Here is an 11,622-nt window from a genome sequence, read left to right as displayed (position 1 = left end):
GGCGCTGCAGGGTGTCCCTTCAGTAGGCTGAGTGGAGCCGTCGCGTAGTGGGGTGCGAGGCATGAATGCCTCGCAAGCGCTGATGGGCCATGGATGGCCCGTCGGCGCGTCCACACGGGAGCGATGGCGTAAGGAAGGAACCCGAAGCGCAGCGTAGGGCCGGATGTCGGGACAGGGCGTTTTGCCCACTTTTGTGCCCTTCAAAAGTGGGTCGCCGTAAAAGGCGAAACCAGCCACCGGTGCCACTGCAGGGAATGGATATGTTCACGAAGCGAGTGCCAATAGCCACAAACATGCGTCGCCCCCTGAGGTACTCGCCGGCGTATTGCCCTACCCCTCGAGTTTGTGCACTCTATATGCCCACAGTGAGGACGACCTCACGACGCATCGCGTGATCAATCCGGGGACGGCCCCATCACCTGATGGAGACACTGCATGTCCTGGATCATTCTGTTTTGTGCCGGCCTGTTCGAAGTCGGCTGGGCTGTCGGCCTGAAGTACACCGACGGTTTTACCCGCCCATTGCCAACCCTGCTGACCATTGCAGCCATGCTGGTCAGCCTGGGTTTGCTTGGCCTGGCGATGAAGGAACTGCCGCTCGGCACAGCCTATGCCATCTGGACCGGCGTCGGCGCAGTGGGCACGGTGATCGCCGGGGTTATCCTGTTCGGCGAATCCATGGCCCTGATGCGCCTGGCCAGCGTCGCCCTGATCGTCACCGGCCTGGTCGGGCTGAAGGTCAGCGCCAGCTGACCTGCCCTACTCGGGTCAACGCACCGAGCCACGCAACGCGCTGACCCGCTCGCGCAACACCGCCGGCTCTGCCGCCTCAACCGGGACGGCGGTCCCGGCCACCAGGGTCACCCGCGACCACAAGCGACGGAAGAAGCCCTTGGCCGGATCCCGGCTGAAGAAACTCCCCCACAAGCCCTGCAAGGCCATCGGGATCACCGGCACGGGTGTCTGCTCGATGATCAGGCGTACACCGCCTTTGAACTCATCGATTTCACCGTCCGAAGTCAGTTTGCCTTCCGGAAAGATGCACACCAACTCACCCTGCCGCAGGCACTCGGCTATTTTCTCGAAAGCCCGTTCATAAATGTGCGGGTCTTCCTTGCGCCCGGCAATCGGGATGGCCCCAGCGGTGCGGAAGATGAAGTTGAGCACCGGCAGGCGGTAGATCTTGTAATACATAACGAAGCGGATCGGCCGCCGCACCGCACCACCGATCAACAATGCATCGACGAAGGACACGTGGTTGCACACCAGCAGGGCTGCACCATCATCGGGAATCAACTCAAGGTCGCGGTGTTCGACACGGTACATGGAGTGGCTGAGCAGCCAGATCATGAAACGCATGGTGAATTCGGGGACGATCTTGAAGATGTAGGTGTTGACCGCGATGTTCAGCAGCGAGACCACCAGGAACAGCTGTGGAATGCTCAGCTTGGCCACACTCAACAGCACAATGGTGACGATGGCCGAGACCACCATGAACAGTGCGTTGAGGATGTTGTTCGCAGCAATGACCCGGGCCCGCTCATTCTCGGCAGTACGCGACTGGATCAAGGCATACAGCGGCACGATGTAGAAGCCGCCGAACACGCCCAGCCCGAGGATCGACAGCATGATCCACCAGGCCTGACTCATACCCAGCAGGGTCAGCCAGTCGTGCGGCTGCGCCCCGGCCACGACATCGCCCGAATGCCACCACCAGAGCAGGCCAAACAGGGTCAGGCCAAAGGAGCCGAACGGCACCAGGCCGATCTCGACCTTACGTCCGCTAAGGCGCTCACACAACAGCGAACCGAGCGCGATACCCACAGAAAACAGGGTCAATACCAAGGTGACCACGGTTTCGTCACCGTGCAGCCAGTCTTTGGCGTAGGCAGGAATCTGGGTGAGGTAGATCGCCCCGACAAACCAGAACCAGGAGTTGCCGACGATCGAACGCGACACCGCCGGGGTCTGATTCAAGCCCAGGCGCAGGGTCGCCCAGGACTGGGTGAAGATGTTCCAGTCCAGTTTCATCTGCGGCGCCGCAGCAGCGGCACGCGGAATCCATTGGCTGGACAGGTAACCGAGCGCAGCCACCGATACCACGGCGGTCGCAACCACAGGGGCATAGTGACCACTGGACATCATCACTCCCGCGCCAATGGTGCCCGCCAGAATGGCGAGAAAGGTGCCCATCTCAACCAGGCCGTTACCCCCCACCAACTCTTCCTCATGCAGCGCCTGCGGCAAGATCGAGTACTTGACCGGGCCGAACAACGCAGAATGGGTGCCCATGGCAAACAACGCCAACAGCATCAGCGCCAGGTGATTGGTGAGAAAACCAATGGCACCGACCGCCATGATGCCGATCTCGGCCAGCTTGATCACACGGATCAATGCGTCCTTGGCGAACTTTTCGCCAAACTGCCCGGCCAGTGCAGAGAACAGAAAGAACGGCAGGATAAACAGCAGCGCACACAGGTTGACCCAGATCGACCGGTCACCCTCGATGCTGAGCTTGTAGAGAATGGCGAGAATCAACGACTGCTTGAAGATGTTGTCATTGAAGGCACCCAGCGACTGGGTAATGAAAAACGGCAGAAATCGCCGCTTGCCGAGCAATGTGAATTGCGAGGGGTGACTCATCGTCCGTGTACCTGCGTGGGGCTTTGTTATTGGAGGTCAGCTGTGCCGTAAAAGCCACAGTTGTAGCATAAACGCCCTTGCAGGAGCCGGTCTTGCCGGCAAACCAAGCCACCTGCAAGACCAGCACCTACAGAGCACTCAGGCACGAAGATCCGCAATACACGGCGACACGAACAGCTCACCACGCCAGGCGCCACGCAGCGTCCGGCTGGCCACCAGCAGCCAGAGGCCGATCAGCGCCAGCACCAACACACTGCCGATGACCTGAAAGAAGCCCAACTCAAGCCAGGCGGCAAGCTTCAGCGTTGCCAGGGCATACACCCCCAACGGAAAGGTAAAGCCCCACCAACCAAGGTTGAACGGCATGCCGTGGCGCATGTATCGCAGGGTAATCAGCACCGCTGTCAGCAACCACCACAAGCCGCAGCCCCACAGCACGATGCCGGCGATCAGGCCAATACCCCGGGCAATCTCGCCGAGCCCGCCCAGGCCGTTGGCGGCAAACACGGCAGGTGCATCGCTGCCCAGCAACAACATACCCAAGGCGCCGGTACCAATCGGCCCCAAGGCCAGCCAGCTTGAAGCCGCCATGCTGGCATGGGGCAACTTGTGCAGGGCCATGCGTAACAAGAGGATGGTCAGGATGCTGAACGCCACCGGCAGCGAGACCGCCCACAACACATAGCTGACGATCAACACCTGGAACTGCTGATGAGGATCCACCAGATGCGGCGCCAACAGGCCACCGCTGGCCGCCGCCACCTCGGCAGCCACCACCGGCAATAACCAGACGGCGGTCATCTGATCGATGCTGTGCTCCTGACGAGTGAACATCAGGTACGGAATGGCCACGCCGCAGAGCACGGCCAGTGCCACGTCGAGCCACCACAGCGCCTCGACCCACGGCAAGATTCCCTGCCCCCAGCGTTCAAGGCCAAACAGCAAGGCACCATTGAGAATCGTTGCCAGGCCCATCGGTATCGTCCCAAAGAACATGGAAACCGTAGAGTGGGCAAAGATCCTGCGTGCCTCATGAAAGTACAACACCCAACGCGCCGCATAGACGCCGCTGAATAGAATGAACAAAGCGATCGTCAGCAGCCACAAGGCCTCAGCCACGCCACTCAGCGCCGGCATCGCCTGCTTGAGTGCCAAGGCAAGAACACCGGTCCCCATGGTGACGGCGAACCAGTTGGGTGTGAACTGGCGAATCACTTCGCGTGGATGGGCCAGTTGATGGAACGGACGCAGCGACGCTGCGCTGCTGGTCGGGCATGGCATGGTTTGCACTCCTGTCCTCTGGTGAGGTAGAGCCCATGGTAGAGGCGCCTTTAATATCTATAAAACGGGTAATTTCTCTAACTGTTATCTATTTTGCCGATACAACCTGATAATTCGTGGTGTGCTTCAGATCCCGGCATAGCGATGGCCTTCAATCGGCTGCTGATCACGGTGCAATGGATGACCCGCCGTGATGCCCCTGCGACGCTGCGCCACTGCTACCATGGTCGGCACTGACTAAGCACGAACGGCATGCCAGACTGATAGATCGAGGTATACCGTTAGGTTGGAGGTGTACTCCCCCTTTTCTTCGGAGTTGTCATGTCGCTGTCCAGTGGGCTGATCGCCTTGGTCGCCCTGGCCTATATGGCCATCATGTTCGCCATCGCTTTCTACGGCGACCGCCGCAGCAAGCCGCTGCCCCCGCGCCTGCGTGCCTGGGTGTACAGCCTTTCGCTGGCCGTGTACTGCAGCAGTTGGACATTCTTCGGTTCGGTCGGCCAGGCCGCCGAACAACTCTGGGCATTCCTGCCTATCTACCTCGGCCCGGTGCTGCTGATGCTGTTTGCACCCTGGGTGCTGCAGAAGATGGTGCTGATCAGCAAGCAGGAAAACATCACCTCGATTGCCGACTTCATCGCCGCCCGTTACGGCAAGTCGCAGGCACTGGCCGTGGTGGTCGCACTGATCTGCCTGGTGGGTGTGCTGCCGTACATCGCCTTGCAACTCAAAGGCATCGTATTGGGGGTCAACCTGCTGATAGGCGCAGGCGCCGACGCCACTGGCAGCCGAGTGCAGGACACCGCTCTGGTGGTCTCGCTGGTGCTGGCACTGTTCACCATCGTCTTCGGTACTCGCAGCCTGGATGTCACCGAACACCACCGTGGCATGGTGCTGGCCATTGCCTTTGAGTCGCTGGTCAAACTGCTGGCGTTTCTCGCCGTCGGAGCCTTCGTCACCTTCAACCTGTATGACGGCTTCGACGACCTGTTCAGCCAGGCACGATTGGCACCCCGCCTGGAAACCTACTGGCAGGAAACCATCAATTGGCCGTCGATGGTGGTCCAGACCGGTGTGGCAATGATGGCGATCATCTGCCTGCCGCGGCAGTTCCATGTCACCGTGGTGGAAAACATCGACCCTCAGGACCTGCGCCTGGCGCGCTGGGTGTTCCCGGCCTACCTGATCCTCGCCGCACTGTTCGTAGTCCCGATAGCCCTGGCCGGGCAGATGATGCTGCCCGACTCGGTCATCCCCGACTCGTTCGTAATCAGCCTGCCGCTGGCCGAAGCCCACCCGGCCCTGGCGTTGCTGGCATTTATCGGTGGCGCATCGGCGGCTACCGGCATGGTGATCGTCGCCAGCGTGGCGCTGTCGACCATGGTCTCCAACGACATGCTGCTGCCGTGGCTGCTACGGCGTAACAACGCCGAGCGCCCCTTTGAAGTATTCCGCCACTGGATGCTCTCGGTTCGCCGGGTATCGATCGTTGCGATCCTGCTGCTGGCCTATGTCAGTTACCGCCTGCTCGGTTCCACGGCCAGCCTTGCAACCATCGGCCAGATTGCTTTTGCCGCCATCACCCAACTGACGCCAGCCATGTTTGGTGCGCTGTACTGGAAACAGGCCAACCGCCGTGGCGTTTTTGCCGGCCTTGCAGCCGGTATTTTCATCTGGTTCTACACCCTGGTTCTGCCCATCGCCGCTCACAGCCTCGGCTGGTCGCTCAACCTGCTCCCAGGCTTGGCGTGGCTGCACAGCAACCCACTGAACCTGCCGATAACCCCGCTGACGCAGGGTGTGGTGTTGTCGCTGGCCGGTAACTTCACCCTGTTCGCCTGGGTGTCGATCCTCTCCCGCACACGGGTATCGGAGCACTGGCAGGCAGGCCGCTTCATCGGCCAGGAAACCAACGCCCGCCCGAGCAACCGCTCGCTGCTGGCAGTACAGATCAACGACCTGCTGAACCTGGCAGCCCGGTTTGTCGGCGAAGAGCGTGCGCGCCAAAGTTTCATCCGCTTCGCCTACCGCCAGGGCAAGGGCTTCAACCCTAATCAGAACGCCGACGGTGACTGGATCGAGCATACCGAACGACTGCTCGCAGGCGTGCTCGGAACCTCTTCGACCCGGGCTGTGGTCAAGGCGGCCATCGAAGGCCGCGACATGCAACTCGAAGATGTCGTGCGTATCGCCGACGAGGCTTCCGAGGTGCTGCAGTTCAACCGGGCACTCTTGCAGGGCGCCATCGAAAACATCAGCCAGGGCATCAGTGTGGTCGACCAGTCACTGCGCCTGGTGGCCTGGAACCGCCGTTATCTGGAACTGTTCAATTACCCGGACGGCTTGATCAGTGTCGGCCGACCAATTGCCGACATCATTCGCTACAACGCCGAACGCGGCCTGTGCGGCCCCGGCGAGGCTCAGGTCCATGTTGCCCGACGCCTGCACTGGATGCGCCAGGGCCGCGCCCACACGTCCGAGCGCTTGTTCCCCAATGGCCGTGTCATCGAACTGATCGGCAACCCGATGCCGGGTGGCGGGTTCGTCATGAGTTTTACCGACATCACGCCGTTCCGCGAAGCCGAACAAGCCCTGAAGGATGCCAACGAGGGCCTCGAGCAGCGGGTTGCTGCGCGAACCCACGAACTGTCGCAACTGAACCTGGCCCTGACCGAAGCGAAAAGCCACGCCGAAGCGGCCAACCAGTCCAAGACCCGTTTCCTCGCGGCGGTCAGCCACGACCTGATGCAGCCACTGAACGCCGCCCGGCTGTTCTCCGCCGCGCTCTCCCACCAAGGCGACGGGCTGTCCACCGAGGCACTGCAACTGGTTCAGCATCTGGACAGTTCGCTGCGCTCCGCCGAAGAATTGATCAGCGACTTGCTGGACATCTCCCGCCTGGAAAACGGCAAGATCACCCCCGACGCCAAGCCGTTCGCCCTGAACGAGTTGTTCGATACCCTGGGCGCCGAGTTCAAGGTGCTGGCCCGGGAACAGGGCCTGGACTTCCGCGTGCGCAGTAGTCGTTTACGGGTGCAAAGCGACATGAAACTGCTGCGGCGGATCCTGCAGAATTTCCTGACCAACGCCTTCCGCTACGGCAAGAGCCCGATCCTGCTTGGCGTAAGGCGTAGCCAGGACAACCTGTGGCTGGAAGTCTGGGACCGCGGCCCGGGCATCGCCAACGACAAGCTGCAGGTGATTTTCGAGGAATTCAAACGCCTGGACAGCCACCAGACCCGCGCAGAAAAAGGCCTCGGCCTGGGCTTGGCGATCGCTGACGGTCTCTGCCGCGTATTGGGCCATCCGCTGCAAGTGCACTCATGGCCCGGCAAAGGCAGCGTATTTCGGGTCTGCGTACCACTGGCCACGACGCCAGTCACACCACCCGCGCCTGTTGCCGAACAAGCCGGACAACCCCTGGCTGGGATGCAGGTGCTGTGTGTCGACAACGAGGACAGCATCCTCATCGGCATGAACAGCCTGCTCAGCCGCTGGGGTTGCCAGGTCTGGACTGCGCGCAACCGCGACGAATGCGAGGCACTGCTGGCCAAAGGGCTGCGCCCGCACTTGGCACTGGTGGACTACCACCTGGATGATGGCGAAACCGGTACCGAACTGATGGCCTGGTTACGTACACGCCTCGGCGAGCCAGTACCGGGCGTGGTGATCAGTGCCGACGGTCGGAGCGAAATGGTTGCCCAAGTGCATGCCGCCGGCCTCGACTACCTGGCCAAGCCGGTCAAGCCGGCAGCGTTGCGCGCCTTGCTCAATCGGCATCTGAGCCTGGTCCAGTAAGCACCTCGGCAGCCAGACCATCGTTGTCGCTCAGTGCCCGTTCAAGCAGGTCGGCGGGCAGGCTCTTGCTGGCCCGGGCACCGAGCAGCTTGAGCTGCTCGCTGCGACTGATCAGGTTGCCGCGCCCCTCGCACAGCTTGTTGCGCGCCGCCGCATACGCCTTGTCGACCTGCTGCAGACGACTACCGAGCTCGTCCAGGTCCTGGATGAACAGCACAAACTTGTCGTAGAGCCAGCCTGCACGCTCGGCAATTTCTCGCGCGTTCTGGCTTTGCCGCTCCTGCTTCCAGAGGCTGTCGATTACGCGCAGGGTCGCCAGCAAGGTGGTCGGGCTGACGATCACGATCTGCCGATCAAAGGCTTCCTGGAACAAATTGGGTTCAGCCTGCAGCGCCGCCGAAAACGCCGCTTCAATGGGGACGAACAGCAGCACAAAGTCGAGACTGTGCAACCCCTCAAGGCGGTTGTAGTCCTTACCGGATAACCCTTTGACGTGGTTGCGCAAGGACAGCACATGCTGCTTGAGCGCTGCTTGAGCGATCTCGTTGTCAGCCGCAGCCACATATTGCTGGTAGGCCGTGAGGCTGACCTTGGAGTCGACGACCACCTGCTTGTCGCCCGGCAACATGATCAACACGTCGGGCTGGAAACGCTCGCCGTCAGCACTCTTGAGGCTGACCTGGGTCTGGTACTCACGCCCTTTTTCCAACCCTGCGTGCTCAAGTACCCGTTCAAGAATCAACTCGCCCCAGTTACCCTGGGTTTTCTGCCCCTTGAGCGCCTGCGTCAGGTTGGTAGCTTCGTCACTCAGGCGCAGGTTCAACTGCTGCAAACGCTCCAGCTCTTTTGCCAGGGAAAAGCGCTCGCGGGCCTCCTGTTGGTAGCTGTCTTCAACACGCTTCTCAAAGGCCTGGATTCGCTCCTTGAGCGGGTCGAGCAGTTGCCCCAGGTGCTGCTGGCTGGTCTGTGCGAAACGCTGCTCACGCTCGTCGAAGATCTTCGTGGCCATCTCGGCAAACTGGGCACGCAGCTCATCACGCGAGCCCTGCAAGTCCTGCAGGCGCTGCTGATGGCTGTCCTGCTGCTCACGCAGCTCGGCAGCCAGCGCGGCACAGTGGGCATCCAACCGGCGTAGCTCAGCCTCCTTGGCGGCGCGCTCAAGTTGCCAGGCATGAGCGGCATCGCTGGCGTTGTCACGTTCGATCTGCAGCAGTTCGAGCTCGCGTGCCTGTGCGGCCAGAGTCGCCTGCTTGGCGGCATTGGCCTGCCCCAGGTCACTGACCTCATCACGGCAGGCATCCAACTGCGCAACCAAGCCCTCTTGAGCCAGCTGAGCATTGCCCAGCCGCTCCTCAAGCAGCGCACTTTCAGCCTGACGAGCAGCCAAACGACGCTGCAACTGCAGGACCAGGCCCAAACAGGGCAACGCAGCCGCCAATACGCCCAGCAAAATACTGGTCAGATCCACCGCCATAGCCATCTCCCAAGGAAAAACTGCCCCAGCTTAACAGCCCCGGACAGCGCGCTGTATCTAGCGCTCGAGCAATTGCTTGAGCAGGCGTGCGGCCTCCTGCGAGCCCTGGCCTGCGGCCTGCTCCAGCCAGTGACGGGCCTGCTCAGGCGCGTTGAACTGAGGCTGGGCGCAGAGTCGGCCATATTCCAACTGAGCACGGCGATCACCAGCACGGGCGGCCTGGCGCAAAAGTTCATGACCGATTCGTCGGTCGCGGGCATTACCACAATCGCGGCAGAGCATTTGCCCCAAGCGACTTTGAGCAACCACTACGCCCTGGCGAGCGGGCTGTTTGAGCAGACGACCCGCAATGTGCTTGATGTTGCGGTTATCACCCAGACGCGGGCTGTCGAGCAACCACAGGGCAACCTTCAGCGACAGGCGTCGTGGTTCGGGAAGCGGCATTTGAACAAGGCTGGACGCGGGGACTTTACTGCGAAACTTCATAAAAACGATGGAGGCAACTCGAGAGGCGCGCCACTCTACTCCTTTTATTCAGCAATGGCTCAACCGGACTCGACAGTTTTTTTTCGTCCGTTCGGCACATTTTTTCTTGACGCTTTCACAGAGACATTTCACACAAACCACCACCACCCCGGATTGTCAGACAGCAAGCAAAAAGCTGGAACGCCCGTCCTAGAGCAAGCGCTCGGGACAATCCACAGAAGCTGTGGATAACTCGGTGGACAACCCCCCTTCACACCCCGCAAAGCCCCATAGAATGTGGGCTTCAGTCAAACTGTCGATTTTTTCACCAGCTAAAAAAAGTGTTTTTTTTCATTGACTTGTCCCTGAGAGCGAGTCATTGGCCGGCCACCGAACACCTGTTGCATCGCTGCGACAGTGCGTGCTCCATGTGTGTACAACCGCCCTAAAGAAAGGCGACCCCCTGCACGGATTTGGCACAACGCCTGGCACAGAGGCTTCACAGGAGGCCCAAAAGCAGAGATACTGGCCGGCTCGCCAGAAACAAACCAATAGCGCTTGCCAAACCGAAGCCGGCACGGTAGTCTTGCCACCGTTAGTACCAAGCTGAAATTCAATTCTGGCCAAAGCGGTCCTTGCAGGCGATGCTCATCTCAAACGATAGCGCGCTGCTGAAACCAGGACCGGCCACCTGATGGTTCGCACACAAGTCTCTTTGTTCGCATGAACCAACCTGCAGATTGAGCAGTATTTCTCTCACCCAGCGTCCAAGAACCTTGACTCTGGCGTGTTGCCTGCCCTCTGAGTACCTACCAGTCAGCCCAAGCGCCACATGATAATGCGCTCCAAACTGGCTGCCCTGTTCCAGTCAGGTTCTTCGCACCGGCCTAAAGCCAGGCGTTACTGGAACGTTTAAAGCGTACACGGCTCCGTTGCCGTGTCTTTTGCAGGAACTTCCAATAATGATGAAACATAGCACCCATACTCAGGCTGCGATTCGCACCCTAAGCCAGGCATTTGCCCCTCTGAACTGTTTGATCCTTGCTTCACGCAAGGGCAGCTTCAGCTTCACCCTGGTCAATGAACACGGTATCGCTCAACACACCGAGCGACTGTACCCGGACCAGTACACCGGCGCCCAACCGCTGCAAGCGGTCATCGACCGCGCACGCCAGTCGCTGGTTGCGTAACCCGACGTTACGCAATACCCCAAGCCCCGCCCTTGCAGCGGGGCTTTTTTTGCTCGCCGCGCATACACTAACGATCACCCGCTAAGCACCCAAGTGCATATGCGCTATAACCACGCACCAGAAACGATTTAATAACAGCCCTTTACACCACGAATATGACACTACACTTCAACTCAAGCGGTACAGACCGCTTCCGGCGGGCCTGACCGATTCTCCAGCTGCCAAGCACCAGCGCCCCGCCGGCCACTTTCAAGTGCGAGGGCATTATGGGTATCGCCGCGAGCGAGTTAAGCCAGCACGTGATCCGCCCCACGCTGCTCTATCTGAATCGCCATTGCGCCAGCGCAGAGGCACTGTTACTGGGCATAGCGGCCAGCCAATCCAGGCTTGGCGACGCCCTTCACGATCGTCGCGGCCACGGCCTGTATCGAATTTCCGAGCCGCGCCACCAATCGCTCTGGGACCGCTTCCTCGCCCGCGACCCCGAACTGGCCAGCCTGATCCGCGGCCTTGCCAGCCAGCATGCATTCCTCGCCGGACCTCACCTGGAACTGACAGTCAACTTACGCTATGCCACCGCTATCGCCTGGATGTTGATCGAAGAACAACGCCCACAATTGCCAGACGCCGATGACCTGCTGGGCCTGGCACGTATCTGGCGCCAGATCTTCCAGCCCCAGGGCCGCCTGCGCGACTTCACCCAGGCATGGCACCTGTGCATCGACCCGGTACACCTTCAAGCCTGCTGAGAACCCCTTGCCATCGAAACGC

General features: G+C 60.6%; 8 protein-coding genes. 4 read left to right on the top strand and 4 right to left on the bottom strand.

The features are described from left to right. Positions 1 to 435 precede the first annotated feature (435 nt). Positions 436 to 753, top strand: a complete 318-nt coding sequence (sugE, locus tag EKA13_RS17135; RefSeq protein ID WP_065760536.1) for a quaternary ammonium compound efflux SMR transporter SugE — start codon at positions 436 to 438, stop codon at positions 751 to 753. A 15-nt stretch (positions 754 to 768) separates the two neighbouring features. On the opposite strand, the gene EKA13_RS17130 is transcribed toward sugE, so the two are convergent. Then, complete coding sequence (locus EKA13_RS17130; protein ID WP_065760535.1) at positions 769 to 2,643, bottom strand: MFS transporter; 1,875 nt, start codon at positions 2,641 to 2,643, stop codon at positions 769 to 771. A gap of 138 nt (positions 2,644 to 2,781) precedes the next feature. Next, positions 2,782 to 3,924 (bottom strand): TDT family transporter, encoded by a 1,143-nt coding sequence (locus EKA13_RS17125; RefSeq protein ID WP_065760534.1) that lies wholly within the window; start codon positions 3,922 to 3,924, stop codon positions 2,782 to 2,784. 321 nt (positions 3,925 to 4,245) lie between these two features. Here EKA13_RS17125 and EKA13_RS17120 point away from each other — a divergent pair, with 321 nt between their 5' ends. Then, a complete protein-coding gene (locus EKA13_RS17120; RefSeq protein WP_065760533.1) occupies positions 4,246 to 7,722 on the top strand; it encodes a PAS domain-containing hybrid sensor histidine kinase/response regulator in 3,477 nt (1,158 codons plus the stop codon). Here the strand turns inward: EKA13_RS17120 and EKA13_RS17115 are convergent. Both EKA13_RS17115 and EKA13_RS17110 read right to left on the bottom strand, forming a co-directional pair. Further along, a complete protein-coding gene (locus tag EKA13_RS17115) occupies positions 7,694 to 9,082 on the bottom strand; it encodes a DNA recombination protein RmuC (protein ID WP_176717442.1) in 1,389 nt (462 codons plus the stop codon). The two genes, EKA13_RS17120 and EKA13_RS17115, sit on opposite strands and share 29 nt — an antisense overlap. A 171-nt stretch (positions 9,083 to 9,253) precedes the next feature. Then, the gene (locus tag EKA13_RS17110) at positions 9,254 to 9,682 is read right to left on the bottom strand and encodes a tetratricopeptide repeat protein (RefSeq protein WP_065760531.1); all 429 of its coding nucleotides are present in this window, start codon (positions 9,680 to 9,682) and stop codon (positions 9,254 to 9,256) included. A gap of 944 nt (positions 9,683 to 10,626) precedes the next feature. Here EKA13_RS17110 and EKA13_RS17105 point away from each other — a divergent pair. After that, positions 10,627 to 10,851 (top strand): hypothetical protein, encoded by a 225-nt coding sequence (locus tag EKA13_RS17105; protein WP_065760538.1) that lies wholly within the window; start codon positions 10,627 to 10,629, stop codon positions 10,849 to 10,851. 266 nt (positions 10,852 to 11,117) lie between these two features. Further along, a complete protein-coding gene (locus tag EKA13_RS17100; protein ID WP_065760530.1) occupies positions 11,118 to 11,600 on the top strand; it encodes a hypothetical protein in 483 nt (160 codons plus the stop codon). Positions 11,601 to 11,622 lie beyond the last annotated feature (22 nt).

Origin of the sequence: Pseudomonas defluvii (assembly GCF_001695625.1) — a bacterium.
Lineage (GTDB): Bacteria > Pseudomonadota > Gammaproteobacteria > Pseudomonadales > Pseudomonadaceae > Aquipseudomonas > Aquipseudomonas defluvii.
Note: the sequence above shows the minus strand (reverse complement) of the source record. Positions and strands in the feature narration are given on the sequence as shown.

Excerpts from the sequence above, each read along its gene's own strand:
- sugE (WP_065760536.1), top strand. The coding sequence starts at position 436 with ATGTCCTGGATCATTCTGTTTTGTGCCGGCCTGTTCGAAGTCGGCTGG.
- EKA13_RS17130 (WP_065760535.1), bottom strand. The coding sequence starts at position 2,643 with ATGAGTCACCCCTCGCAATTCACATTGCTCGGCAAGCGGCGATTTCTG.
- EKA13_RS17125 (WP_065760534.1), bottom strand. The coding sequence starts at position 3,924 with ATGCCATGCCCGACCAGCAGCGCAGCGTCGCTGCGTCCGTTCCATCAA.
- EKA13_RS17120 (WP_065760533.1), top strand. The coding sequence starts at position 4,246 with ATGTCGCTGTCCAGTGGGCTGATCGCCTTGGTCGCCCTGGCCTATATG.
- EKA13_RS17110 (WP_065760531.1), bottom strand. The coding sequence starts at position 9,682 with ATGAAGTTTCGCAGTAAAGTCCCCGCGTCCAGCCTTGTTCAAATGCCG.
- EKA13_RS17105 (WP_065760538.1), top strand. The coding sequence starts at position 10,627 with ATGAAACATAGCACCCATACTCAGGCTGCGATTCGCACCCTAAGCCAG.
- EKA13_RS17100 (WP_065760530.1), top strand. The coding sequence starts at position 11,118 with ATGGGTATCGCCGCGAGCGAGTTAAGCCAGCACGTGATCCGCCCCACG.